Origin of the sequence: Rhodococcoides fascians A44A, from assembly GCF_000760735.1 — a bacterium.
Taxonomy (GTDB): domain Bacteria; phylum Actinomycetota; class Actinomycetes; order Mycobacteriales; family Mycobacteriaceae; genus Rhodococcoides; species Rhodococcoides fascians_E.
On record NZ_JMEX01000008.1, the window covers coordinates 993,998 to 1,016,727 of the forward strand.

General features: G+C 65.0%; 26 protein-coding genes. 15 read left to right on the top strand and 11 right to left on the bottom strand.

From position 1 onward, the window contains the following. Window positions 1-2 precede the first annotated feature (2 nt). Together BH95_RS17025 and BH95_RS17030 are read left to right on the top strand one after the other, a co-directional pair. A complete protein-coding gene (locus BH95_RS17025; RefSeq protein WP_157773093.1) occupies window positions 3-611 on the top strand; it encodes a DUF998 domain-containing protein in 609 nt (202 codons plus the stop codon). A gap of 9 nt (window positions 612-620) precedes the next feature. Continuing rightward, a complete protein-coding gene (locus BH95_RS17030) occupies window positions 621-1,106 on the top strand; it encodes a GAF domain-containing protein (protein WP_033190052.1) in 486 nt (161 codons plus the stop codon). 82 nt (window positions 1,107-1,188) lie between these two features. On the opposite strand, the gene BH95_RS17035 is transcribed toward BH95_RS17030, so the two are convergent. From BH95_RS17035 to BH95_RS17050, 4 genes are read right to left on the bottom strand one after another with little or no spacing between them, the layout of a single operon-like run. Continuing rightward, window positions 1,189-2,850, bottom strand: coding sequence for a dihydroxyacetone kinase family protein (locus tag BH95_RS17035; protein WP_037183226.1), 1,662 nt, complete (start codon window positions 2,848-2,850; stop codon window positions 1,189-1,191). Between the two features lie 20 nt (window positions 2,851-2,870). Then, window positions 2,871-3,746 carry a dioxygenase family protein gene (locus BH95_RS17040; protein WP_037183228.1) on the bottom strand — a complete coding sequence of 292 codons (876 nt, stop codon included), beginning with the start codon at window positions 3,744-3,746 and terminating at the stop codon, window positions 2,871-2,873. A 48-nt stretch (window positions 3,747-3,794) separates the two neighbouring features. Next, on the bottom strand, window positions 3,795-4,424 hold the full coding sequence (locus BH95_RS17045; RefSeq protein ID WP_033190050.1) for a 3-oxoacid CoA-transferase subunit B: 630 nt from the start codon (window positions 4,422-4,424) through the stop codon (window positions 3,795-3,797). Beyond that, window positions 4,421-5,182, bottom strand: coding sequence for a CoA transferase subunit A (locus tag BH95_RS17050; RefSeq protein ID WP_208601177.1), 762 nt, complete (start codon window positions 5,180-5,182; stop codon window positions 4,421-4,423). The genes BH95_RS17045 and BH95_RS17050 overlap by 4 nt, the downstream gene beginning before the upstream one ends. 151 nt (window positions 5,183-5,333) lie before the next feature. On the opposite strand from BH95_RS17050, the gene BH95_RS17055 reads away from it, so the two are divergent. Next, window positions 5,334-6,083 (top strand): IclR family transcriptional regulator, encoded by a 750-nt coding sequence (locus BH95_RS17055; RefSeq protein ID WP_037183232.1) that lies wholly within the window; start codon window positions 5,334-5,336, stop codon window positions 6,081-6,083. A 65-nt stretch (window positions 6,084-6,148) separates the two neighbouring features. Here BH95_RS17055 and BH95_RS17060 read toward each other — a convergent pair whose 3' ends face one another. Beyond that, window positions 6,149-6,673 carry a gamma carbonic anhydrase family protein gene (locus BH95_RS17060; protein WP_037164476.1) on the bottom strand — a complete coding sequence of 175 codons (525 nt, stop codon included), beginning with the start codon at window positions 6,671-6,673 and terminating at the stop codon, window positions 6,149-6,151. 64 nt (window positions 6,674-6,737) lie between these two features. Continuing rightward, window positions 6,738-7,859 (bottom strand): GAF domain-containing protein, encoded by a 1,122-nt coding sequence (locus BH95_RS17065; RefSeq protein WP_019662823.1) that lies wholly within the window; start codon window positions 7,857-7,859, stop codon window positions 6,738-6,740. 52 nt (window positions 7,860-7,911) lie between these two features. On the opposite strand from BH95_RS17065, the gene BH95_RS17070 reads away from it, so the two are divergent. Beyond that, a complete protein-coding gene (locus BH95_RS17070) occupies window positions 7,912-8,520 on the top strand; it encodes a GNAT family N-acetyltransferase (protein ID WP_037183234.1) in 609 nt (202 codons plus the stop codon). Window positions 8,521-8,522: 2 nt separating this feature from the next. On the opposite strand, the gene BH95_RS17075 is transcribed toward BH95_RS17070, so the two are convergent. The 5 genes from BH95_RS17075 to BH95_RS17095 form a co-directional block, all read right to left on the bottom strand. After that, on the bottom strand, window positions 8,523-9,455 hold the full coding sequence (locus tag BH95_RS17075) for an aldo/keto reductase (protein ID WP_026347378.1): 933 nt from the start codon (window positions 9,453-9,455) through the stop codon (window positions 8,523-8,525). Between the two features lie 50 nt (window positions 9,456-9,505). After that, entirely contained in the window at window positions 9,506-9,913 is a 408-nt protein-coding gene (paaI, locus tag BH95_RS17080) for a hydroxyphenylacetyl-CoA thioesterase PaaI (protein ID WP_037164484.1), read from the bottom strand. Between the two features lie 2 nt (window positions 9,914-9,915). Beyond that, the gene (locus tag BH95_RS17085; protein ID WP_033190554.1) at window positions 9,916-10,239 is read right to left on the bottom strand and encodes an EthD family reductase; all 324 of its coding nucleotides are present in this window, start codon (window positions 10,237-10,239) and stop codon (window positions 9,916-9,918) included. Continuing rightward, complete coding sequence (paaZ, locus tag BH95_RS17090) at window positions 10,236-12,263, bottom strand: phenylacetic acid degradation bifunctional protein PaaZ (RefSeq protein ID WP_037164487.1); 2,028 nt, start codon at window positions 12,261-12,263, stop codon at window positions 10,236-10,238. The genes BH95_RS17085 and paaZ overlap by 4 nt, the downstream gene beginning before the upstream one ends. A 75-nt stretch (window positions 12,264-12,338) precedes the next feature. Further along, entirely contained in the window at window positions 12,339-12,956 is a 618-nt protein-coding gene (locus tag BH95_RS17095) for a TetR/AcrR family transcriptional regulator (protein ID WP_026347377.1), read from the bottom strand. Window positions 12,957-13,068: 112 nt separating this feature from the next. Between BH95_RS17095 and BH95_RS17100 the strand changes: the two genes are divergently transcribed. The 11 genes from BH95_RS17100 (at window position 13,069) to BH95_RS17150 (ending at window position 22,711) form a co-directional block, all read left to right on the top strand. Further along, window positions 13,069-14,247: a thiolase family protein gene (locus BH95_RS17100; protein ID WP_019662816.1), complete on the top strand. Its 1,179-nt coding sequence runs from the start codon at window positions 13,069-13,071 to the stop codon at window positions 14,245-14,247. Beyond that, window positions 14,244-14,963, top strand: a complete 720-nt coding sequence (locus BH95_RS17105) for an enoyl-CoA hydratase/isomerase family protein (RefSeq protein ID WP_019662815.1) — start codon at window positions 14,244-14,246, stop codon at window positions 14,961-14,963. Before BH95_RS17100 ends, BH95_RS17105 begins: the two co-directional genes overlap by 4 nt. Beyond that, on the top strand, window positions 14,960-15,811 hold the full coding sequence (locus BH95_RS17110; RefSeq protein ID WP_037183236.1) for a 3-hydroxyacyl-CoA dehydrogenase family protein: 852 nt from the start codon (window positions 14,960-14,962) through the stop codon (window positions 15,809-15,811). Before BH95_RS17105 ends, BH95_RS17110 begins: the two co-directional genes overlap by 4 nt. Further along, on the top strand, window positions 15,808-16,566 hold the full coding sequence (locus BH95_RS17115) for an enoyl-CoA hydratase-related protein (RefSeq protein WP_037164490.1): 759 nt from the start codon (window positions 15,808-15,810) through the stop codon (window positions 16,564-16,566). Before BH95_RS17110 ends, BH95_RS17115 begins: the two co-directional genes overlap by 4 nt. An 82-nt stretch (window positions 16,567-16,648) precedes the next feature. Continuing rightward, window positions 16,649-17,593, top strand: coding sequence for a 1,2-phenylacetyl-CoA epoxidase subunit PaaA (gene paaA, locus BH95_RS17120; RefSeq protein WP_037183238.1), 945 nt, complete (start codon window positions 16,649-16,651; stop codon window positions 17,591-17,593). Then, on the top strand, window positions 17,590-17,952 hold the full coding sequence (paaB, locus tag BH95_RS17125; protein WP_037183240.1) for a 1,2-phenylacetyl-CoA epoxidase subunit PaaB: 363 nt from the start codon (window positions 17,590-17,592) through the stop codon (window positions 17,950-17,952). The genes paaA and paaB overlap by 4 nt, the downstream gene beginning before the upstream one ends. An 8-nt stretch (window positions 17,953-17,960) precedes the next feature. Next, window positions 17,961-18,878, top strand: coding sequence for a 1,2-phenylacetyl-CoA epoxidase subunit PaaC (gene paaC, locus BH95_RS17130; protein WP_033190547.1), 918 nt, complete (start codon window positions 17,961-17,963; stop codon window positions 18,876-18,878). A gap of 5 nt (window positions 18,879-18,883) precedes the next feature. Next, window positions 18,884-19,381, top strand: a complete 498-nt coding sequence (paaD, locus tag BH95_RS17135) for a 1,2-phenylacetyl-CoA epoxidase subunit PaaD (protein ID WP_037183242.1) — start codon at window positions 18,884-18,886, stop codon at window positions 19,379-19,381. Further along, on the top strand, window positions 19,381-20,475 hold the full coding sequence (paaE, locus tag BH95_RS17140; protein WP_037183244.1) for a 1,2-phenylacetyl-CoA epoxidase subunit PaaE: 1,095 nt from the start codon (window positions 19,381-19,383) through the stop codon (window positions 20,473-20,475). Before paaD ends, paaE begins: the two co-directional genes overlap by 1 nt. A 17-nt stretch (window positions 20,476-20,492) precedes the next feature. After that, on the top strand, window positions 20,493-21,797 hold the full coding sequence (gene paaK, locus BH95_RS17145; RefSeq protein WP_037183246.1) for a phenylacetate--CoA ligase PaaK: 1,305 nt from the start codon (window positions 20,493-20,495) through the stop codon (window positions 21,795-21,797). Window positions 21,798-21,808: 11 nt separating this feature from the next. After that, window positions 21,809-22,711, top strand: a complete 903-nt coding sequence (locus BH95_RS17150) for a helix-turn-helix domain-containing protein (protein ID WP_037183248.1) — start codon at window positions 21,809-21,811, stop codon at window positions 22,709-22,711. Window positions 22,712-22,730: the final 19 nt, after the last annotated feature.

Below are 22,730 nucleotides of genomic sequence, written 5' to 3' on the forward strand. Positions count from 1 at the left end.
TGTTGTATTCGGCGTGGGTGGCGGAGTTCTTTCTCGATACGGGATTGGACCCTGCGCATTCGTTCCTCAGTGAACTCGATGCGGCTGATCAGCCGTATCGACATTTTTTCAGTACGGCGGATTTGGTCACCGGGGTTCTGCTGATCGTTGCGGGTGCGGCGGGGTTGACGTTGCCTCGTCGGCGGTTGACGAATGTCGGGTGGAGTGCGCTGGTTGTTTTCGGGGCAGCGACGATTGCCGATTCACAGTTGCCGATCGAGTGTGTTGCGGAGAACGATCCGTCCTGCCCGGTGGAACCGAGTGGGCTGTTTCCTCAGTTGCATCACATTCACGCGTTGACCAGCACAGTTGCTGTGTTCGCGGTGTTCACTGCCATGGTTGCGTTCACCGTTGCGGCGTTCCGGTACCGCAGTCTTGCGCTGCTGCGCACGGTGGGACTCGTCGTGTTGATCGTGACGTCGCTGGCGACAGCGTGGTTGATGATCGCCGACAATCTTCCGGGCTCGTACGGGCTCGGTATCGCTCAGCGGCTGCAGGTGACCGGCATGTCGCTCTACCTCCTGACGCTCGGTTTCGCGGTGCGCGCGAGGCTCCGAAGCGCCGATACCTAGAATCGGGCCATGTCGTTCACCGCAACTGCACTCGAAGGTACGAAGTCCGAGCAGTACGCACAGCTGACGCAGCAGGCGCGGGCACTGGTCGACGGCGAGTCGGATCGGATTGCCAACGCCGCCAACCTGTCTGCCCTTGTTTTCAACTCCGTCCCGGATGTCAACTGGGTCGGGTTCTATCTGTTCGACGGCACAGAGCTGGTCGTCGGACCGTTCCAGGGTCTGCCTGCATGTGTGCGGATCGCGCTCGGCAAGGGAGTGTGCGGTACCGCGGCGTCGTCGCGACAGACCCAGCGCGTGGAAGACGTGCACGCGTTCCCCGGTCACATCGCGTGTGACGGTGCGACCCGATCCGAACTGGTGGTGCCGCTGTACGACGGGGACACACTCGTCGGAGTATTCGACCTGGACAGTCCCCTGCTCGCCCGCTTCGATGCCGACGACCAGGCCGGTCTCGAACAGATCGCCGCGGTCTTCGTCGAATCCCTCGCCTGACCCGGGTGTGGTGTGACAATCGCGCCTCTGACAGGCGGGATCCCGCCTGGGGAATGCGCAACTGTTACGCCACACCCAACCCCTAGCCCCGAACAGCGTCCGCGGCCGCTTCGAAGAACCACGCAATGACCAGCGCACCCGGATCTACGACGCCTCGGGCGGCGTCACCGACGTAGGACGCTCGCCCCCTGTTGGCGGTGAAGTTCTCGGTCGACTGCGCTCCTTCGGTCGCGGCGCGAGCTGCGTCGGTCAGACCTGTGCGCAAGTCCGTCGCGTTGTCGAGGGCGTCGACTGCCGGGGCGATGGCGTCGACCATGGTCTTGTCGCCGACGCGGGCGCCCCCGAGTTCGGTGATTCTCTCCAGTCCGTTGCGTGCGGCGGTGGTGATCGCGGCGAGGTCTTCGGCGTGCAGTGCGAGGTAGAACTGTCGGAACCAGATACCGAACAGTGCTCCGGAGGTGCCGCCCGCATGGCCGAGGTACGCAGCGGACACGGCTTCGAAGATCGTCTGCGCAGAATAGGTTTCACGGATCTGCGCCAGATCCACCTGTTCGAGCGCGGACACCATGTTGGTCCCGAAGTCTCCGTCACCCGCGCGGCGGTCGAGATCGGTCAGTGCGGGTTCTTCGGTGAGCACTCGCTGCACCCACGACGCCATCCAGTCCGACACCCACTCGCTTCGCGGCGAGTCGTTTTCGCTCGGGGCGAAGCTCGGGCCGAATCCCGTACGCTCCCCCAGCACTGTGTCACGCACCAGAGCGGGCCATGCCGGAGCGTCGGTCGGGGCGTCGAAAAGTTCGAGAACGGAGTCGTCGACGCGGACGAGTGTGATCGATGCGCCGGCCATGTTCAGGGCGGTGACCAGGCTGCCGACGAGTGGACGCGCCACCTCGATTCCTTTGTCGGACAGGTACTCCGCCAGTTCGCCGTACAGCAGGTGCAGCTCCATCGGGTGGGTTGCCCCGAGTCCGTTGACGAAGGCGATGGCGGATTCACCGCGTTCCAAGCCCAGCGAATCGATTACCGGTTGCGTCAGTGCAGCAACGATGTCCTGGGCGGGCATGTCGGGTACGCGTGAGGTGCCCCGCTCGCCGTGGATTCCGATGCCGAGTTCGATTTCGCCGTCGGGCAGGTCGAAGGAGGGTTCGTTCGAGCCCGGTGCCGTGCATGCCCGAAGTGCCACCGCCATACTTCGTGAATTCGCCGCGACTCGGCGTCCGAGTGCCACGACGTCGGCGAGTGTGTCTCCGCGTTCGGCCGCGGCGCCGCAGATCTTCTCCACGATCACCGTCGCTGCTGTTCCGCGTCTGCCCGGCCCGTCACCATCGGCCCGCTCCGTCGCGACGTCGTCGTCGATCAGTACGTAGTCGGATTCGATGTCGTCCTCACGCAACAGCTCTCGGGCGATCGAGAAGTTCATGACGTCACCGGTGTAGTTCTTGACGATGTGCACCACGCCGCCTCCGACGCTCACGGACTTCGATGCCTCGTGCACTTGGAGTGCGTTGGGTGAGGTGAACACCAGCCCCGGGCAGACCCCGGCGAGCATTCCGGCTCCGATGAATCCGGCGTGCATCGGTTCGTGGCCGCTACCGCCGCCGGACAGGAGAGCTACCTGTCCCGCTGCGAGTGGTTCTTCCCGGGTCAGGAAGCCTGGATCGGGATGCCAGGAGATGTCTGCGGTGGAGGCGACGAGCCCTCGAATGGCGTCGGCGACGAACGTTCGGGCGGAGTTGACGAACATTCCTCCACCCTAACGATCCGTCAGGCGACCGCGAAGGAGCGTTTCGCCAAACCGAATTGGAAGCCCGTGATCTCGGTGTGCACAGGGGCTTCCGGATCCGATGCGGCCCCGAGCGTGACGAACAGCGGTGTGAAGTGCTCGACGGTGGGGTGCGCGTACGGCATTCCTGGAGCTCGGGTGCGGAAGTTCGCCAGCGCGTCGACGTCGCCCCGGGCCAGCGCCTCGGCGGACCATTGATCGAAGTCGCGTGACCAGGTCGGAACGGTGTTGGTGAAGAAGTTCTCGCGTGAGAGGAACGGCAACCCGTGGGTCATGAATCCGGAACCGACGACGAGTACACCTTCTGCGCGAAGCGCTTTCAGCCGTCGCCCGATGTCCAGCAGGGCGTCGGGAGAATCCGTCGGCAGGCTCAGCTGGAGGACCGGCACGTCGCCGTACGGGTACATGACCTTCAGCGGAACCCACGCACCGTGGTCGAGTCCACGCGACGAATGCCTGTGCAGGTTCGCCGATGCCGGAATCATCGCGGCCACTCGGTCGGCCAGCGCGGTGGCGTCGGGCGTCGCGTAGGTCATCGAGAAGTATCGCTCCGCGAAGCCGCCGAAGTCGTAGACCAGCGGTGCGTCGATGGCGGACAGACTCAGCGGTGCTTCTTCCCAGTGCGCACTGACGATGAGGATGGCTCTGGGCTTGGGCATGGCCTGTGACCAGGTGAAGAGCTGGTCGATCCACAGGGGGTCGTCGAATACCGGCGGTGCACCGTGGCTGATGTACAGCGCGGGAAGCGGTCCGTCGGCGGCTGTCCACAGCTTCTGGCCGAGACTCGCGGGGGCTGTGTCGGCGAGAAACGCATCGAACGCACCGCCGGCGACCGGCGGATTCATCACAGACGTCATGGGCTGTCCTTCGACTACTTAAGTTGAAGGTTCAACCTTAGCACGAATTCAGACGAGCGCTACTCCCGTTGCGTCCTCCACCTGAGTACGCGTGACGTCGGGCGCCAACTCGACGAGCGAGAGTGTCCCGTCACCGACGACGTCGAGGACTGCGAGGTCGGTGATGATGCGGTTCACGACGCCTTGGCCGGTCAGCGGCAGGGTGCAGGCGTCGAGGATCTTGGGGTTGCCCTCGCGGTCGGTGTGCTCCATGACGACGATGACTCGGCGTGCACCGTGCACGAGGTCCATGGCGCCGCCCATGCCCTTGACCATTTTGCCGGGGACCATCCAGTTGGCGAGATCGCCGGTGCGCGAGACCTGCATGCCGCCGAGGACGGCCGTGTCGATGTGACCGCCGCGGATCATGCCGAAGGACAACGACGAATCGAAGTAGGCGGCACCGGGATTGACCGTCACGGTTTCCTTGCCTGCGTTGATGAGGTTGGCGTCGACGTTCTCCTCCGTCGGGTACGGGCCTGTGCCGAGGATGCCGTTCTCCGAGTGCAGGACCACTGTGACGTCGTCGGTCAGATAGGCGGGTATCAGTGTGGGCAAGCCGATTCCGAGGTTCACGTATTCACCGTCGACCATCTCCGCTGCTGCGCGTTGAGCCATCTGGTCTCGTGTCCAGCTCATGCCTGTCCTCCTGCAGTGACGGTGCGCTTTTCGATGCGTTTGTTCTGCGGTCCTGTGTGGACGATGCGCTGGACGAACACGCCGGGCAGATGCACTGCGCCCGGGTCGATCTCACCGGGTTCGACGAGCGTCTCCACTTGGGCGATGGTGATTCTTCCCGCCATCGCGGCCAGAGGGTTGAAGTTCATCGCCGTCTTGTCGAACACGAGATTGCCATCGGTGTCACCGATCTCGGCGTGCACGAGCGCGTAGTCCGCATCGATGGCTTCTTCGAGGACGTAGCGCTTGTTCCCGAACACCCGGGTTTCCTTCGGCGGCGACGCCACCGCGATGCCGCCGTCGGCGTCGTAGCGCCACGGCATTCCGCCGTCGGCGATGGGGGTTCCGACGCCTGCGGGTGTGAAGAATGCGGGGATGCCGGTGCCTCCGGCGCGCAGTCGCTCGGCGAGGGTGCCCTGGGGGGTCAGTTCGACTTCGAGTTCGCCTGCGAGGTATTGCCGCGCGAATTCTTTGTTCTCGCCGACGTAGGACGCGGTGACTCGGCGGATTCTGCCGAGGGACAGCAAGATGCCCAATCCGTGGTCGTCGACGCCGCAGTTGTTGGAAAAGACCTCGAGTTCGGAGGCGTCCGTCTCGCTGATCGCGTCGATCAGTGCGTCCGGGATTCCGCACAATCCGAATCCTCCGACCGCGATCCGCGCGCCTGTGCCGATGTCGGCCACGGCAGCGGCGGCCGACCGGTACACCTTCCTTGCCATCCGAATACTCCTCACGTGTTCATTCAGTAAACGCACCTTCAGTAGACCCTGACGTGGAGATGATCCGGAAAGATTGACCGAAACTGCTCGTTCACCGAAAAGCGTCGAGCATTGCGTTCGTTGAATGAACGCAGCGGGTAGGGTTGCCCCTATGCAGCCCAACGTCGTCGCGCGCTCGACCGCGCTTCTGAAGGCCGTCGGTGCGGCCGAACCGGCCGGGGCGTCGACCACGGAACTTGCACGCGCCACCGACCTTGCCCGACCGACTGCGCACAGGTTGCTCACTTCGCTCGCCCACGAGGGGTTTCTCGACCGCGACTCCGCCACCGGTTCGTGGACCCTCGGACCCGAGATGTATCTCCTCGGCGCTGCGGCCGCCAGCAGATACGACATCACCGGCCCAGCGCGCGGCGTCGTACATGCTCTGGCTGCGGCCAGCGGTGAGAGTGCATTCCTGTCTGCTCGGCGTGGAGACGAGACCGTCTGCCTTCTCCGCGAGGACGGCAGCTTTCCCCTGCGGTCACACGTGTTGTACGAGGGGATTCGGCTGCCGCTCGGAGTGGCGTCGGCGGGCCTGGTGATCCTGTCGCATCTACCGGATCGCGACATCGATCAGTACCTGACGGGCGCCGACCTGGAGCCGGCGTGGGGCCCGCAACACGCGACTGCCGAGCTCCGGCGGCGCATCGTCGCAACACGAACGACGGGTTATGCCGTCAACCCCGCGCTGCTCGTCGAAGGCAGCTGGGGCATCGGTGCCGCGGTGTTCGACCGATCAGGAAAGCCCGCATGGGCCCTCAGTCTCACCGGCGTCGAGACTCGCTTTCGCCCGGATCGGCACCACGAACTGGGCACCCTCCTGCTGGAACATGCCCACGCACTGACCGGCCTCCTCAGGTGAGTGGAAATGTAGGCCAGGGCCAGGAGCGGAGCCTGCGGAGCGACCAGAAGACGCGGCATTTCCACTCACAACGGACGGGCTGCGCGGTGCTGCTTCAGTAGTTCGCGGTAGACGGCGGCGTTGAGTCCGTTGTGGTTCACCTCGTCGTCGGTGAGTTCGCGTCGAACTTTCGCGGGCACACCCGCGACCAGTGAACGCGGCGGCACCTGGGTCCCTTCGAGCACCAATGCACCGGCTGCCACCAGGCTGCCCTCGCCGATGACGGCGCCGTTCATGACGATCGCGCCCATTCCGACGAGGCTGCCGTCGCCGATGGTGCAGCCGTGGAGCACAGCATTGTGGCCGACGCTGACGTTCTCACCGACCGTCAGCGGAAAGCCTGGGTCGACGTGGGCGGCGACGCCGTCCTGCAGATTGCTGCCCGCGCCGATGGTGATGTCCTCGAACTCGGCACGCAGCACCGCGCCGTACCAGATTCCCGACGTCGGGCCGACCTTCACGCGGCCCACCACGGTAGCCGTCGGCGCGATCCACGCGTCCTGGTCGATGTCCGGGCTTCCCCCTTCGAGTGCCCACAGCTGTCCTGCCATCGTCACATCCTTTTCTAGTACACCGTTGTGTCGACCACTCTGCACCATGGCCACTCTGCCGGGTTCAGTCGAGCAGGCTGGGGTGCCCGGTGTCGTCGACGGGAACAGGATCCGGGTCGTCGGTGTGTCCGACGACGGTCATCTGCACCAGCATCAATCGCGGGCTCGACTTCTCACGCGGCAGCAGCGCCGCGCGAGCGTCGACGACGGTCCATCCTCCGCCGATGCGACGGAGGCGGATGCCGTCGACGGAGGTACTGGTTTCCGTGCCCGCGTACATCCCCGACGCGGCGGCGAAGATGCGTGTGACGTCGTCCGGGTGCGGAGTGTCTCTGTCGTCGACGATGCCTTTCCACTGGATCTGTGGCACCGGATCGGTCAGCCACCGAATCAGTCGGTTGTGGGTGACGTCCATCAGGACCAGCGCCATCTGCGGAGACACCTGCCCCAGAGCGGCGAACGCCGCGGTCTCGAGCCGCGGCTGTGCCACCGTCTCGGACTCGACGGCGTGGACCAGGCCCCGCCATGTCGACCCGTCGTCGTCGGCGGTGAACACGAGGTCGAGGCGGGAAACGCCGGGCAGGTGCGTCGTCGACGCCAGGCCGGTCCAGGTCGCGCCGTCGTCGGGAGCGGGTTGGAGAAGCGCGCCGATGGCGCCCACCGCGTCGTCGACGTCGATCTTCCGGAACACTTCGGGCGAGGTGAAGCTGGTTCGGATGTCGGAGGGCAGGTCCGTGGCAAGTGCGCGGAGGCAGTCCGCGTCGACGACGAACGCGCGGCGCTCGGACTCGAACGTCACGGCGAGCGCGTCCTCGGGCCGCTGCGGGACGGCGGACTCTGCGTCGCCGACCCACAACGCAATGCCGTGCACGGCACCCGACGGGCCGACGACGGGATGCAGTACGACGCGGGTGCGTCCGCTGCCGGTGGGGATCGTGACGTCTCGGGAGGTGGCGTGTTCACGGACGACGTCGATCGACCGGGCGACTTCCGCCCAGACCTGTGCCGACGATCGACCACCGACCGTCGACCTGACGGCGCGCGGCAAGGACGACATCTCGCGTAGTCGTCCGCCGAGGGAGACCAGAGTCGCTCTGTCCTGATGTAGCGTCTCCACCAGCATCCATGGCTGTGCCCCCGCGTCGACGTTGCGCTGCGGCGCCGCGGCATCCGGTTTCGATTTCACACAGCCACCCTAGTGCGAACCGACTGTTCCGAATTATTTCCCCGGGGGACTCTTGACTGGCCGAATCGTCACCGCGACCATCGCCGACGCCGCCACCTGCGGCTCGGTTCTGGCCGACGCCTTCCGCGACGATCCGTTGATGGCGTCCATCTGGCCCGATCGCGCGCGACGGCACGCGGCTTTGACCGGCTACTTCACCGCGTCGCTGCGGCACTTTCACATCGCCGGAGGCGGGGTGCGGTACGTCGAGGAGGACGGGGCAGCCGTTGCCGTCGAGGTGTGGGATCCGCCCGGTCGGCAGCACTCGTCGCTGCTGCGCACCGCGCGCGCGTTGCCGGCGCTGCTTCCCGCGTTGCGGACCCGAGTCGGCGCGGCGGTGGGAGTCAGGTCGACGCTCGATGCCCATCATCCTTCCGAACCGGCGTGGTATCTGGCGAATCTGGGTAGTACCCAGTCGGCTCGGGGCCGGGGCTTCGTCTCGACGCTCCTGCTCGACCGGCTCGCGCGCTGCGATTCGGACGGCGACGACGCCTATCTCGTGTGCACGTCGGCCGACAACGTCACCTTCTACGAGAAGTTCGGGTTCGAGGTGACCGAGACGTTCCCGTTGGCGTCGGGCGCCGTGATGACGTCGATGTGGCGGCACCCGGCCGGGAGCTGAGGTCAGCCGTTGTTCTCGGGAAGTCCGCTCTGCCAGGACACGTCGTGCACATCTGCGGTCAGAGCCAGCACTGCATCGAGGACGTCGGTGTCGATGGGTTCCGTCGCGGCGCGGATAGCGGAATCGAGGTGATGGACTTTGGTCGTGCCGATCACGGTTGTCGGGCAGCCGGATCGTTGCAGCGAGAACTGATTGGCGAGGAACGAGATGTCCTGTCCGTTGTCCGCCGCCCACTGGCGAGCCCGTGCGGCCGCCGCCTTGACGTCGTCGGTCGCGGGAATGTGCGGCTTGACGCCTCCGGGTGTCAGCAGGCCCAATCCCACTGCCGCAGCGTTGATCACGCCGACGCCTCGCTCGTCGCACACGGGCTTCAAGGCGGTCGCGAGTTCGGTGTTGAGCAGCGTGTAGTGCGCGTAGGACAGAATGACGTCGAGGTCGGTCTCGGTGACAGCGCGCGTCAACGTGTGCATCGGGTACCCGGTCATGCCGATGTAGCGGCACAATCCCTCGTCCTTCAGCTTCACCAGTTCCGCGTAGGAGTCCTCGAACACCGGGGACAACGGCACGAATTCGATGTCGTGGAGTTGCAGCACATCCACGTAGTCCGTGCGGAGCAGCTTCAGGCTGGTGTGGATGCTTTCCCGTAGTTTCCGTGGCGAGAAGTCGAAGTCCTCGTTGCCGTATCGGCCGGCCTTCGTGCCGATCAGGACGTCCTCGCGCCTGCCCGCCAAGGCTGCGCCGAGCCGTTCCTCCGCCAAGCCCCCGCCGTAGTACGGCGACGAGTCGAAGAAATTGATCCCGGCATCCAGGGCATGGTGCACCGACGCGATGGCCTGATCCTCGTCTGCAGATCCGAACATGTCTCCGAGCGGCGCGGTCCCGAAGGACACCTCGGACACCTCGAGGTCGGTCCTACCCAGCTTGTTGTAGCGCATGGTGAGCAAGTATTCAGCGCCGATCACCGCATTCGCAACGTCACAGTCCCTCAAATTCCCCTCGAGGACGGAACCGTCCTGCTGTCGCCTCGAAACTCCGCAACTACTCGTTCACCGCTGGTGACGGTGACGTCGTAGATCCCGTTCTTGCCGAAGCGTGCACGCTCGACGGCGTCGGCGACGAGAACGTCTCCGGCCTTCGTCGGCCGCAGATAGCGGATATCGCAACGCGCCGCCACTGCGGCATCGTCGTAACTGTTGCACGCCATCGCGAACGTCGTGTCGGCAAGGATGAACACGTATCCTCCGTGCGTGATGGCGTGACCGTTGACCATGTCCTCGGTGACGACCATCGACATCCTGGCGTGGCCGTCCCTCAGCTCGAGCAACTCGATTCCGAGTGTGCGGGATGCGACGTCGGCGGCGAACATCTCGTGAGCGATCCTGTTCTGTCCCATCACTACCGATCCACCGATGAGACCCGCACGTCCTCCTGCGTGAACATCGTCGCTCCACCGGTGGCGAAGTTGCGGACGTCCTTGCCTGCGGCCTTCATCTCGGCTGATCCCAGACCGACCTTCAGGGACGCCTCGTCCGCGAAGACCAGGTACGCGATCATGTAGTACGGCGGCTCGGATCCGTCCATGGAACTGGCTTTGCCGTAGGTGAATTCGATCAATCCCGGCACCGCGGCAGCAAGCGGGACATGCACCGAGGTGTAGTGCTCGTCGAATGCGGCCGGATCTTCTGGTGTGCCGTAACACACGACTACACGGGCAGTCACTTGTCTCCCTCCGGCTTCGCGACGAGTGTGAGCACGTCGTATGTCGCGACGGGGTCACCCTCCTGATTCACTACCACTGCATCCCAACGCACTTCACCGTAGTCCGCACTCTGACGAGGTGTTATCAGTTTCGCCGTGAGCGTCACGGTGAGCGAGTCCTCGGCTTTCACCGGTGTCAGGAACCGCAGGTTGTCGACGCCGAAGTTCGCGAGAACAGGGCCGGGCGCGGGGTCGACGAACAGTCCGGCCGCCAGCGAGACGACGAGGTACCCGTGCGCGACGATGCCACCGAACAGTGGATTGGCTGCTGCCGCTTCGGGATCGGTGTGGGCATAGAACGTGTCGCCGGTGAACTCGGCGAAATGGTCGATGTCCGCACGGGTGACCTGACGAGGACCTCCGACGATGGTGTCGCCGAGCTGCAGCTCACCGAGGTCTTTACGGAAGGGATGAATGTCACCGGTGATCCGAGCCGAACCAGCCACCCACTTGTTGCCGACGGCTGTCAACACATCCGGTGTGCCCTGGATCGCTGTGCGCTGCATGTGATGCAGCACGCCTCGCATGCCGCCGAGTTCTTCACCGCCACCCGCTCGACCAGGTCCGCCGTGCACCAGAACCGGCAGGGGGGATCCGTGGCCGGTGGACTCTCGGGCGTCGCCCGTGTTGAGCACCAGGATGCGACCGTGGTACGGCGCTGATCCCAGCACGATCTCGCGGGCGAGTGCCGAATCCTTGGTGACGAGCGAGGCGACGAGGGAGCCCTTGCCGCGGGCAACGAGCTCAAGGAGATCCGCGGTGTCGTCGTATCCGATCACCGTGGACACGGGGCCGAATGCTTCGATTTCGTGCGGCTCGGGTGCAGACGAGTCTCCGGCCTTCAACAGGACCGGCGCCATGAATGCGCCCGGGCGCGGGTCGACGGCCTCGGGGGCACCGAAGACAACCGACGCCGATTTGGTCAGGCCACGAATCGATTCGAGGACTTCGTCGCGCTGATCGATGCTGGCGAGCGCACCCATCGTGACGCCGTCGTCGCGGGGATCGCCGACGACGACCTTCCCCAGCTCGGCCGCCAGCGCGTCGATGACCGGGTCGACCTGCGCCTGTGGGACCAGGACGCGCCGAATGGCGGTGCATTTCTGTCCGGCTTTGACCGTCATCTCGGTGAAGACACCCTTGACGAACAGGTCGAATTCCGGATCCTGCTGCGTCACATCGGTGCCGAGAATCGACGCATTGAGCGAATCGGCTTCGGCGGTGAAGTGCACACCCTCGCCGACAACGTTCGGGTGCGCACGCAGCTGCGTCGCTGTGTCGGCAGAACCGGTGAACGCGACGGAATCCTGCCCGCCCAGGTGATCGATGATTCCCCTGGCGCTGCCGGCCAGCAGTTGTACGGATCCCTCGGGCAGAATTCCGCTCTCGATGATGCGCCGGAAGACGAGTTCTGTCAGATAGGCGGTCTGGCTCGCCGGCTTCACGATGGACGGCACGCCCGCGATGAACGCAGGCGCCAATTTCTCGAGGAACCCCCACACCGGGAAGTTGAACGCGTTGATCTGCACCGCTACGCCGCGACGGGACGTGTAGATGTGCTGGCCGAGGAACGTGCCCTTCTTGCCGAGTTGCTCGACGGCGCCGTCGAGATAGACGGTGTCGTTGGGGAGTTCACGCCGAGCCTTGCTCGCGTAACTCAGCACGGTCCCGAATCCTCCGTCGATGTCGACGCCGGAATCGCGCTCGGTGGCGCCCGTGAGGGTCGACACCTCGTAGAACTCGCCCTTCCCTGCCATCAACGTCAGACCGACCTGTTTGAGCAGACCGGCGCGATCGTGGAACGTCAGCGTGGCGAGCGCCGGGCCACCTACCGTGCGGGCGTAGTCCACCATGCCCGCGACATCGAGGCCGGTGGACGAAATCCGAGCGACCTCGGTTCCATCGATCGCACTGAGCAACGGAGTGCCCTCGTCACTCGCGGCGAACCAGCGACCTTGTGCGTAGCTTTCCAACAATCTGCTCACAGCATCTCTCCGTCTCACCGTACGTTCGGTCGGTAATTACCATCGCGCTCCGGCGCGGAGATGTCAAGGAACGTCTCACGCGGGGCGGTGACGCAAACCGTCGAAGGTCAAGGCGACGACGGCGTCGGCCAGGGCGTCGGCGGACCCGCCGGTCCGGGGCTTGTACCACTCGATCAGCGAGTTGACCGTGCCGAAGAGCAAGCGCGAGACCAGAGCAGGATCGATGTCGCCGCGCAGGTCCCCCTCCTCCGCGGCCGCGACCACGAGGCCACTGACGAAGGCGTCGAACTCGCGGCGCCTGGCCAGGGCACGACGCTCCACCTCGGTGTTCCCACGCACCCGCAGCAACAGCGTGACGTACGGCAACTCGGCGACGAGGATCTCGACGCTACGCCGGACCAGGTACTCGAGCCGATCGATGTATCGACCGGTAGTGGCCCGCTCCTCCGTGGTGACGGCGAACAGCGCATTGAGCGCTCGCGACAGGGCCAGCTCGAGAAGCTCGGACTTGCCGGACACGTGGTGGTAGATGGACGACTTGGTGATACCGAGCCGTCCGGCCAAGACCTCCATCGACGTACCGTCGTACCCCTTGTCGTTGAAGACCTTGACTGCGACGGCCAGCAACGAGTCGAGGTCGTAACCCGGGCGTCCCGGCAGACCGGTCCGGCGCGGAGTCCGTGCAGTTGTCATGTCGAACATCCTCCCAGGCGCTGCCCCATTCCACAGCACCGACGCCGCCCACCCTTGCGCGACGACCGAATGTTCGGTTATTAATTGAAAGGAACTGAAGAAGGAGCGAACAGTGGGCGAAGTATTTCTGGTAGCGGGCGCGCGCACACCGCACGGTCGATACGGCGGCGCGCTCGCGACGGTCCGTCCGGACGACCTCGCCGGGTGCGTCGTCGCCGAGGCAGTGCGCCGAGCGGGCGTCCCCGCGGACAGGATCGACGAGGTCATCCTCGGCGCAGCCAACCAGGCCGGCGAGGACAACCGCGACGTCGCACGCATGGCGGTACTTCTCGCGGGCCTGCCGAACACCGTGCCCGGCTACACCGTCAACCGGTTGTGCGCGAGCGGGCTCACCGCGGTCGCGAGTGCCGCGTCCACCATCCGCAGCGGAGAAGCAGACGTCATCGTCGCGGGCGGTGTCGAATCGATGACTCGTGCCCCATGGGTGATGGCCAAGCCCGGCACGCCGTGGGCCAAGCCCGGCCAGATCTTCGACACGGCCCTCGGCTGGCGTTTCACGAATCCTCGCTTCGACGACAAGACGACGTTGTCCATGGGCGAGACCGCAGAGGAGGTGGCCCGCCAGGAGGGCATCACCCGCGAGGAGTCCGACGCCTTCGCCCTCCGCAGCCAAGAGCGCGCGGTCGCCGCGCAGGATGCAGGACGATTCGTCGACGAGATCGTGTCGGTATCCACGAAGACCGGAGACGTCAGCGAGGACGAAACACCGAGGCGTGGAACAACCCTGGACAAGCTCGGCACACTGAAGACGGTGTTTCGGCAGGACGGCATCGTCACCGCCGGAACCTCGTCGCCGTTCACCGACGGCGCCACAGCGCTGGTCGTCGCATCCGAAGAGGCAGTGAACAAGTACGGCCTCGACGTGCGGGGCCGCATCGTCACCAGCGCGAGCGCAGGCGTCGAACCCCACGTCATGGGCCTCGGACCCGTGCCCTCGACCCACAAAGCACTCGCACGTGCGGGGTGGGCGATCGACGACCTCGGCGCCGTCGAACTCAACGAGGCCTTCGCCGCGCAATCTCTCGGCGTCATCCGACAGTTGAAGCTCGACGAGACGATCGTCAACGCCGACGGCGGTGCCATCGCACTGGGACATCCACTCGGGGCATCGGGAGCGCGCATCCTGTTGACTCTCCTGGGCCGAATGGAACGCGAGAAGGCGTCGCGGGGACTGGCGACGCTGTGTGTCGGCGTCGGGCAGGGTGTGTCGATGTTGATCGAGGCGCCGTGAACACCATCGTCGTCGACGAACGTGCGGATCGCGTCGTCGTCACGCTGGCACGAGAGAAGCAGCGCAACGCGATCGACTCCGACATGATCTCGGAGCTGCACGACGTGTGCGCGCTGATCGAGCGGGATCCTCGTGTACTGATCCTGACCGGGCGCGGTGAGCACTTCGCCGGCGGTGCTGACATCAACCAGCTCCGTCGACGCACGCGCGACGACGCTCTGCGTGGCATCAACCGAAACCTGTTCGACCGCATCGCTTCTCTTCCGCTGCCGACGATCGCCGCCATCCGCGGTTACGCCTTGGGCGGCGGCGCCGAGCTGTCGTATGCCTGCGACATCAGAATCGCTTCCGCTACGGCTGTTTTCGGTAATCCCGAGCCGGGCCTCGGAATCATGGCGGCCGCGGGAGCGAGCTACCGGCTGCCGACGTTGGTGGGGGTGTCCGTCGCCAAACAGGTCCTCCTGGGAGGCCGCTTGCTCGACGCCGACGCAGCGTCGAAATCGGGGTTGGTGATGGAGATCGTGGACGATCCGCTGGCTTCCGCACACACGCTCGCCGATCGCATCGTCAAGCAAGCACCATTGGCCCTGAAACTGACCAAGACGATCCTCGATGCACCCGGTTCGCACCCGTGGGCCGACGACATCGCTCAAGCCGTTCTGTTCGAGACCGAGGACAAACAACGCCGCATGACGGCATTCTTGGAGAAGAAATGACAGTTCCCGTAAGCGTCGGTGTCGTCGGTGGTGGCAGGATGGGCGCGGGAATCGCCCAGGTCTTCGCCGCTCTCGGCGCCCCCGTGACCATAGCCGAAGCGGCAGACCAGGCAGCGGCGCTCGGCCGCGTCGAGACCGGGTTGGCCCGGGCTCACGAGCGCGGAAAGCTGGACGAGGATCCCGCCGCGATCCTTGCGCGTGTCACCACCGTCGCGGGCCCGACCGATCTGCCCGCCGATCTCGAACTCGTCGTCGAGGCCGTACCGGAAATCCCGTCGCTCAAGGTCGAGGTACTTGCGCTGATCGACAGGACCGTGTCGGCAAGCACGGTGATCGCGTCGAATACCAGCTCGATTTCGATCGCCGAGCTCGGTGCGGCGCTGAACGATCCTTCGCGCTTCATCGGTATGCACTTCTTCAATCCGGTTCCGGCGTCGACGTTGGTGGAGATCGTCCGAGCGCCGGCCACGTCGGCGGCCGTCGTGGAGCACGTCCGCGAATGGGTCTCGTTGCTCGGCAAGACCGAGGTGCTCGTCAACGACTCCCCCGGATTTGCGACGTCCCGGCTCGGAGTGTGCTTGGGGCTCGAAGCAATGCGCATGCTCGAGGAAGGCGTCGCCGATGCCGAGTCCATCGACCGAGCAATGGAACTCGGATACAAGCACCCGATGGGGCCGCTACGTTCGACGGACCTCGTCGGCCTCGACGTGCGGCTGGCGATCGCCGAACACCTCGCGTCGACTCTGGGCGACCGTTTCACTCCACCTCGGTTGCTGCGGGACAAGGTGGCGCGTGGTGAGCTCGGACGTAAGTCAGGTAAGGGATTCCACGACTGGGAGAAGAAATGACCGTACGACTGGACATATCCGACGGGTTGGCGACCATCACCCTGGAGCGGTCCTCGCTGAACGTCGAGACCAAGGTGGCGTTCCAAGAGGCTGTCGACGGGGTGTCAGGCGCTCGCGCCGTGCTCGTCACCGCCGAGGGAAAGAACTTCTGCGTCGGCCAGGACTTGGCTGAGCACGTCGAAGCCCTGCAGGCAGATCCCAAGACCGCTATGGACACCGTCGGAATTCACTACAACCCTCTGATCAGGTCGCTGAAGAATCTCGACGTTCCCGTCGTCGTCGCCATCCCCGGAGCCTGCGTCGGAGCCGGCCTCGGCATCGCGTTGGCCGGGGACGTTCGAGTTGCCGGCACGGGATCGTCGTTCGCGACCGCCTTCACGGGAATCGGGTTGGCCAGCGATTCCGGGCTCAGCTATTCCTTGGTGGAGTCGCTCGGCAGCTCACGGGCCGGCGCGTTGATGTTGCTCGGTGACAAGATCACCGCCGAGCAGGCTCTCGACTGGGGCCTGGTGCACCGCGTGGTTCCCGACGAGGAGGTGCGGGACGCGGCCGCGCAGATCGCCAGGAAACTCGCGACAGGCCCCACCGAGGCATATCGGCACGTGAAATCTCTCGTGCGCGCCTCTGCTTCCGGCCTGTTCGACGCACTGGATCGCGAGGCTCGGGCGCAGACCGCCCTCGGCCAGACCGTCGACCACAAGGCCGCTGTGGACGCGTTCCTCGCCAAGGCGAAGCCGGTGTTTCAGGGTCACTAGCGGCTCCGCTTCCCCTTGTAATCCACGCCACTTCGTTGCATACTAGTTTTCGACCGATCATTCGGTAATGAAAGTAGGACTTATGACCACGTCAGAGACCCTGCAAGCCGATGCGCTTCAGGACGGTTTCGACGAGACCATCGCCCGCGAGCAGCGCGTCGAACCCCGCGATTGGATGCCCGACGGCTACCGTAAGTCGCTCATCCGCCAGATCGCCCAGCACGCGCACTCCGAGATCATCGGGATGCAGCCGGAGGGCAACTGGCTCACCCGCGCGCCGTCGCTGCGCCGCAAGGCCATCTTGATGGCCAAGGTGCAGGACGAGGCAGGCCACGGCCTGTACCTGTACTCGGCCGCGGAGACGCTCGGGGCCGATCGCGCAGACCTCACGGTCAAGCTCATCGAGGGCAAGCAGAAGTACTCGTCGATCTTCAATTACCCCACCCTGACGTACGCGGACGTCGGCACCATCGGGTGGCTCGTCGACGGCGCCGCCATCTGCAACCAGGTTCCTCTGTGCCGCAGCAGCTTCGGGCCGTATGCGCGCGCGATGATCCGCGTCTGCAAAGAAGAGTCGTTCCACCAGCGCCAGGGATACGAACTGCTTGCGACGATGATGCGCGGCACCGACGAGCAGCGCGCCATGGTCCAGGAATCGGTGAACCGGTGGTGGTGGCCTGCTCTGATGATGTTCGGCCCGCCTGACGACGAGAGCCCCAACACCGAGCAGTCCATGAAGTGGGGAATCAAGCGCCACACCAATGACGAACTGCGCCAACGGTTCGTGGACATGTCCATCCCTCAGGCCGAAGCACTCGGCGTCACGTTCCCCGATCCCAACCTGAAGTGGAACGACGAGCGCAAGTCGCATGACTTCGGCGAGCCCGACTGGAGCGAGTTCATGCAGGTCATCAAGGGCAACGGCGCCTCCAACGTCGAGCGCATCGCGAACCGTCGCGCAGCTCACGAAGACGGTGCATGGGTTCGCGAGGCAGCGACGGCCTTCGCCGAAAGGAATGCATCATGACTGAATTCACTGCCGAGGGCGGCCACGGCGCGGTTCCGACCGAGAACGTTCCGGTAGAGCCCAAACCGGCTCAGGTCAAAGCTGATTGGCCCCTGTACGAAGTGTTTCTCCGTGGCAAGCGGGGGCTCAATCATGTGCACGTCGGATCCCTGCACGCCGCCGACGACCACATGGCACTGCGTCATGCACGGGACGTCTACACCCGCCGCAACGAAGGCGTCAGCATCTGGGTGGTGCAGTCCAACTCGATCGTCGCATCGTCTCCGTCGGAGAAGGATCCGTTCTTCGCTCCGAGCGGAGACAAGGTGTACCGGCACCCGACGTTCTACGAGATTCCCGACAACGTTCCCCACATGTGAGGCCTGCAATGACAGATCATGACAACGCCTACGAGGGCCTCGTCGACGAGGATTCACACGGGCAGTGGGCATTCGGTACCAGTTTCGACGACCCGCTCGCCGGCGTCGACACCACGGTTCCGGACGACGTCGACCTCGAAGCTCTGGCGGCGTACTGCCTCATGCTCGGGGACGATGCGCTGATCAGCTCACAGCGCCTGGCTCAGTGGAGCACACGCGCACCGGAACTCGAAGAAGAAGTGGCGCTGGCCAACGTCGGGCTGGACTTGCTCGGGCAGGCACGTCTCCTGCTTGCGCGCGCCGCCAAGGCCGATCCGGCCGTGATCCCGTTCGTCTCCGAGAGCTCGCCCGCGCCCGCGGAGGACGCTCTGGCGTTCTTCCGTGACGAAGCGGACTTCCGTAACGTCCGGCTCACCGAGCTCGACAACGGCGACTTCGCGAAGTCCCTCGTTCGTCTGCTGGTGTTCTCGACATGGCGCCTCGCTGTGTTCTCGCGTCTGAAGGACTCACGGGATCCGGTCCTCGCGGCCGTCGCCGACAAGGGTGTCAAAGAGCTCACCTACCACCGCGACTACGCAGCACGCTGGGTCGTGACCCTCGGGTGCGGGACCGACGAATCCAAGCGTCGAGTCCGTGAGGCCATCACCCGCATCTGGCCGTATGTCTCCGAGCTGTTCGTCCCCACCGACGAGGAGATCGCCCTGGCGACGGTCGGCGTCGCAGTGGATCCGCGTGATGTGCGCGAGGAATTCGACTCCGTGATCGCGCAGGTCCTGCACGCGGCAGAGTTGCAAGCGCCGGAGGGCAAGTCAGTCGGCACCATCGGCGGCCGCGGCGGCCGACGCGGAATCCACACCGAGGCATTCGGCCCGTTGATCGCGGAGATGCAGGTCGTCGCCCGTGCACATCCGGAGGGAGTCTGGTGACGACAATGGAACTTTCTGCTCGCAACATCGCGGCGACCGTCCTGGACCCCGAGATGCCGCTGCTCACCCTCGACGATCTGGGCGTACTGCGCGACGTCGAGGTCCGCGAGAACGGCAGCGTGCTCGTCACCATCACCCCCACCTACTCGGGCTGCCCGGCGATGGCCACGATGCGCGACGACATCGCCCACAAGCTCGAAGACCACGGTTACACCGACGTCGAGATCGTCACCAGCCTGACTCCGCCGTGGAGCACGGACTGGATCTCCGAGGACGGCCTCCGGAAGCTCCGGGAAACCGGCTATTCGACGCCGGGGCCTGCTCCCGCGCGGACGTCGGGTCCGGTGCCCCTCACCCTCACCGTCAAGCCACGCCAGCTCGCGTGTCCTCGGTGTGGGTCGATGAACACCCAACTGACCTCCGAGTTCGGCGCAACCCTGTGCAAAGCCCAGTACCGATGCGACGACTGCCTCGAACCCTTCGACCACGTGAAGGAGATCTGATGACTGTGACCGCCGAGCCCGTCGTCGCCCCCAATCGCAACAGGCCCTTCCACACGCTGACCGTTGCCGACGTCGAATCACTGTGCGACGACGCCGTTGCCGTGACGTTCGACGTACCAGAAGACCTGCGCGACGAATTCGATTTCCGCCCAGGCCAGTCCCTGATGCTCTCGCGCACGGTGGACGGTGTCGAACATCGGCGGTCCTACTCCATCTGCGCTCCGGCGGGTGCACGCCCCCGCGTCGGCGTTCGTGAGGTGACCGACGGACTGTTCTCGTCGTGGCTCGTGCGAGAGGTCAAGGCCGGCGACCGCATCGAGGTCCAGGGACCGACCGGAAACTTCCATGCCGACCCCGCCGCAGGCGGCAGGCACGTACTCATCGCGGCAGGCTCCGGGATCACCCCCATGCTGTCGATTGCCGCATCCGTTCTGGCCAACCCGAACGCCGAAGTGGTTCTGCTGTACGGCAACCGGCGCACCAGATCGGTGATGTTCGCCGAGGAAATCGCCGATCTGAAAGACCAGTACGGCAGTCGGTTCGACGTCATCCATGTCCTGTCCAGGGAGCCTCGCGAGGTCGAACTGTTCAGCGGCAGGCTCGACGCCGACAGGCTCCGCGCCATCCTCGACTCGGTCGTCGCGACACCCGAGATAGATCATTTCTGGCTGTGCGGTCCATTCGGGATGGTGACCGATGCGCAAGCCGTTCTCGGTGAACTCGGCGTCGCCAAATCCAACGTGCACGCCGAACTCTTCTACGTCGACGACGTTCCCCCACCGCAGGAGAAGCATCGCGAGCCCGGCGTGACCGGACCCAGCAGCGAGGTCACCATCACCCTCGACGGCCGAAGCGTCACGGGCACTCTCCCGCAGGACGAGTCGATCCTCGATTCCGCGGAACTGCTGCGATCGGACCTGCCATTCGCCTGCAAGGGCGGTGTCTGCGGCACGTGCCGCGCCAAGGTGACCTGCGGTGACGTCGACATGCGCCGCAACTACGCCCTGGAGGAGAACGAGGTCGCCGCCGGCTTCGTGCTCACCTGCCAGACATTCCCCCTCAGCGACACCGTGACCGTCGACTTCGACGCCTGACCCCTCCGGAGACCGCCATGACCAGCGTCTTGTCCGCCCCGACCGATACCCCCGACATCGAGTTCGCATCACGTGATCGCATTTCGACGCTCCAGCTCGAACGGCTTCGATGGTCGCTTCAGCACGCGTACGACAACGTGCCGCACTACAAGAAGGCATTCGACGACGCCGGAGTTCACCCGACGGATCTGAAGGACCTATCCGACCTCGCCAAATTCCCGTTCACCGCGAAGAAGGATCTGCGCGAAAACTACCCGTTCGGCATGTTCGCGGTTCCCCAGGACAAGGTCTCGCGGATCCACGCGTCCTCGGGAACGACCGGCAAAGCCACGGTGGTCGGCTACACCGCGAACGACATCAACAACTGGGCCGACCTCATCGCTCGAAGCCTACGCGCGGGTGGCGTCAAGCCGTCGGACAAAGTTCACGTTGCCTACGGTTACGGCCTGTTCACCGGCGGTCTCGGCGCCCATTACGGCGCAGAGCGTTTGGGCTGCACAGTCATTCCGATGTCGGGCGGAATGACCGATCGTCAGATCCAGCTCATCGAGGACTTCGAGCCCGACGCGATCATGGTCACGCCGTCGTACATGCTCACGATCGTCGACGCGATGATCAAGAAGGGCATCGACCCGGCCAAGACATCCTTGAAGACCGGAGTCTTCGGTGCCGAGCCGTGGACCGAGGAGATGCGCAAGGAGATCGAGAAGACCCTCGACATGGACGCCGTCGACATCTACGGCCTGTCCGAGGTCATGGGACCGGGTGTTGCGATGGAATGTGTCGAAACCAAGGACGGACTACATATTTGGGAGGATCATTTCTACCCGGAAGTCATCGACCCGGTGACCGGCGAAGTCCTGCCCGACGGCGAGGAGGGTGAGTTGGTGTTCACGTCGCTGTCCAAGGAGGCGATGCCGATCATCCGCTACCGCACCCGCGACCTGACGCGGCTGCTGCCGGGCACGGCCCGCACGATGCGCCGGATGCAGAAGGTCACCGGCCGCACCGACGACATGATCATCCTGCGCGGAGTGAACCTGTTTCCGACACAGATCGAGGAGCTCATCCTGACGGTTCCGACGCTGGCCCCGCAGTTCCAGTGTGTGCTGGAGCGTGCGGGTCGCATGGATTCGCTGACGGTGCTCGTCGAGGCTCGCCCGGATGCCACACCCGAGGCCCATCCGGTGGCGGCCGCGACGCTCAGGAAGCTGGTGAAGGACCGCATCGGCGTCACGGTGCAGGTGAACGTGGTTGCGCCCGCGGCTCTCGAGCGTTCCATCGGCAAAGCTCGTCGTCTGATCGACAACCGTCCGAGCTAAAGGTGACGTGAGTGCAGTTCGACAGGTGGCGTGAGGAGGTGTCGGCGGCGTTCGTGCCGCTCGACGCCTCCTCGTCCGCGTCCGACGGTTGCTTCGACGGCGGGTTGCACTCCGGATCGATGGGGTCGTTGCACATCAGCGAAGTATCCGGTCGATGCGTCGACGTCCGCAGAACTCGTGCGGTGATTCGACGCAGCGATCCGGGCCTGGTGAAGGTCGGTGTGCAGCTACGCGGCCGAGGCGTCGTGGTCCAGCGAGATCGTGAAGCGGTGCTGGAACCAGGCGACTTCGCCGTGTACGACACCAGCGAGCCCTACGACCTGCACTTCGCAAGCGACTTCGCGATGTTCGTCCTGATGTTTCCGCGTGAGTCGCTCAAGATCAGGCCCAACGATCTATCGCATGTGTCTGCGCTCAGAATCAAGGGCGACGACGGCGTCGGGTCGCTCGTCTCGCCGTTCCTCGCCGGACTGCGAAAAGGCCTGTCCGACGGCTTCTCCCCGTCGACCAGGTTGTTCGAGGATGCCGTTCTCGATCTCGTCAGCGCAGCACTGGACGAGCGAGCTCCACACGAGAACCAGTCACCGGGTGCGGTGATCTTGGCCGGAGCGCAGTCGTTCATCGAGGCCAACCTGAACGATCCCGGCCTCAATACGGCGATGGTCGCAGCAGCCCAACACATTTCCCCGCGCTACCTGCAGAAACTGTTCGAATCGGACGGCGGTGTCGCAGCATGGATCAGGTCTCGCCGGCTGGAGTGTTGTCGACGGGACCTCGAAGATCCTCGGCACGCGCGGGACAGCATCGGAACCATCTGCGCACGTCACGGTCTGGTGGACTCGGCTCATTTTTCGAGAGTGTTCAAAGAGGCCTACAGAATGTCACCACGGCAGGCGCGCCTCGCCAGTCTGTGAATGGAAATGCGCCCTGTAG

What these genes read in the sequence shown, in the direction of transcription:
- BH95_RS17060 (WP_037164476.1), bottom strand. Translation starts at nt 6,673, where the DNA reads ATGGCAGGACAGCTGTGGGCACTCGAAGGGGGAAGCCCGGACATCGAC.
- paaC (WP_033190547.1), top strand. Translation starts at nt 17,961, where the DNA reads ATGACAGATCATGACAACGCCTACGAGGGCCTCGTCGACGAGGATTCA.
- BH95_RS17095 (WP_026347377.1), bottom strand. Translation starts at nt 12,956, where the DNA reads ATGACAACTGCACGGACTCCGCGCCGGACCGGTCTGCCGGGACGCCCG.
- BH95_RS17055 (WP_037183232.1), top strand. Translation starts at nt 5,334, where the DNA reads ATGCAGCCCAACGTCGTCGCGCGCTCGACCGCGCTTCTGAAGGCCGTC.
- BH95_RS17035 (WP_037183226.1), bottom strand. Translation starts at nt 2,850, where the DNA reads ATGTTCGTCAACTCCGCCCGAACGTTCGTCGCCGACGCCATTCGAGGG.
- BH95_RS17075 (WP_026347378.1), bottom strand. Translation starts at nt 9,455, where the DNA reads ATGCGCTACAACAAGCTGGGTAGGACCGACCTCGAGGTGTCCGAGGTG.
- BH95_RS17030 (WP_033190052.1), top strand. Translation starts at nt 621, where the DNA reads ATGTCGTTCACCGCAACTGCACTCGAAGGTACGAAGTCCGAGCAGTAC.
- paaA (WP_037183238.1), top strand. Translation starts at nt 16,649, where the DNA reads ATGACCACGTCAGAGACCCTGCAAGCCGATGCGCTTCAGGACGGTTTC.
- BH95_RS17045 (WP_033190050.1), bottom strand. Translation starts at nt 4,424, where the DNA reads ATGAGCTGGACACGAGACCAGATGGCTCAACGCGCAGCAGCGGAGATG.
- paaK (WP_037183246.1), top strand. Translation starts at nt 20,493, where the DNA reads ATGACCAGCGTCTTGTCCGCCCCGACCGATACCCCCGACATCGAGTTC.
- BH95_RS17115 (WP_037164490.1), top strand. Translation starts at nt 15,808, where the DNA reads ATGACCGTACGACTGGACATATCCGACGGGTTGGCGACCATCACCCTG.
- paaB (WP_037183240.1), top strand. Translation starts at nt 17,590, where the DNA reads ATGACTGAATTCACTGCCGAGGGCGGCCACGGCGCGGTTCCGACCGAG.
- paaD (WP_037183242.1), top strand. Translation starts at nt 18,884, where the DNA reads ATGGAACTTTCTGCTCGCAACATCGCGGCGACCGTCCTGGACCCCGAG.
- BH95_RS17110 (WP_037183236.1), top strand. Translation starts at nt 14,960, where the DNA reads ATGACAGTTCCCGTAAGCGTCGGTGTCGTCGGTGGTGGCAGGATGGGC.
- paaE (WP_037183244.1), top strand. Translation starts at nt 19,381, where the DNA reads ATGACTGTGACCGCCGAGCCCGTCGTCGCCCCCAATCGCAACAGGCCC.
- paaI (WP_037164484.1), bottom strand. Translation starts at nt 9,913, where the DNA reads ATGGGACAGAACAGGATCGCTCACGAGATGTTCGCCGCCGACGTCGCA.
- BH95_RS17040 (WP_037183228.1), bottom strand. Translation starts at nt 3,746, where the DNA reads ATGACGTCTGTGATGAATCCGCCGGTCGCCGGCGGTGCGTTCGATGCG.
- BH95_RS17050 (WP_208601177.1), bottom strand. Translation starts at nt 5,182, where the DNA reads ATGGCAAGGAAGGTGTACCGGTCGGCCGCCGCTGCCGTGGCCGACATC.